Annotated in this window: 1 protein-coding gene; it reads right to left on the reverse strand. The window is 62.6% G+C overall.

What is annotated here, in order from left to right; translation table 11 throughout:
• The coding region (locus V6584_RS01045; protein ID WP_340486115.1) for an RCC1 domain-containing protein at nt 1-1,115 on the reverse strand (1,115 nt) is incomplete at both ends.

Consider the following 1,115-nt stretch of genomic DNA (forward strand, 5'->3'; position numbering starts at 1 on the left):
TGGTGCCGTCGCCCAGCTGTCCGCTTTCGTTGGCTCCCCATGCGTAGAGGTTGCCGTCCGAGCCGAAGGCCAGGGAGTGTGAATTTCCTGCTGCGGCTTGTTTCCAGGTGAATCCTGCGGGTGCGTCGGCCGGCGGTTTCACCATGACCGGCGTGGTCCTGTAGACCGCGGCGGTCGTCCAGTCGGTGCCGTCGCCCAGCTGTCCGGACATGTTTTGTCCCCATGCGTAGAGGTTGCCGTCCGAACCGAGGGCCAGGGAGTGGGCGAGTCCCGAGCGGATGCTGGAGAAACGGGTGCCATCGGGTGCTGGCGGGGTCAACGTGACCCGGTCCCCTCCTATATTCGGACCCTTCTTAGGGCTGGTGGTCCAGCGGGCTTCAGGGGTCCAGTGGGCCGTCAGGGTCAGATTCCCGGTTACGGGCTGATTGAAATCATAGGCCAGCTCCCCATCGAACCACCCGTTGAAGTGCCAGCCGCTCCTGGTCGGGTCCTGAAGAGGCCGGGTCGCCTGGTCGCCTTCAAGGACGTCCTGCTCGGCGGGGGATGGCTTTCCTCCTGCAGGGTCGAATCGTACTGTATGGGAAGGCGGGACATACTCATACTTCAGCTTCGTGGTGGTTGTCTCACCGTTCAAGGTTGAGTCCACGTCAAAGTCCACACTGCCCCGGGTGTGCGCCGGTGCAGTCACCAGCCAGGTGCCGTTTTCCTGCCTGACTGGTGCCGTCTGACTTGGAGTCTTGTCGAACCGCACGGCTGTGACCAGCACTTGGCCAAAACGTACGGTGACCGGATGGCCAATACCGTTATTGGTGACGTCAGAGGTGCCGTCGCCCAGCTGTCCGTAGACGTTGTTTCCCCATGCGTAGAGGTTGCCGTCCGAACCGAGGGCCAGGGAGTGCTTTATTGCCCCGTAGTCGGCTTGTTTCCAGGTGAATCCTGCGGGTGCTCCGTCCGGCAGTTTCGCCTTGACCGGGGTGTTGCTGCTGGTGTCGGTGCCGTCTCCCAGCTGACGGGAATCGTTGACCCCCCATGCGTAGAGGTTGCCGTCCGATCCGAGGGCCGCGGAATGGTAATCCCCTGTGGTGGCTTGTTTCCAGGTGAATCCTGCGGGTGCT

This window comes from Bifidobacterium favimelis, assembly GCF_037963085.1.
GTDB lineage: Bacteria > Actinomycetota > Actinomycetes > Actinomycetales > Bifidobacteriaceae > Bombiscardovia > Bombiscardovia favimelis.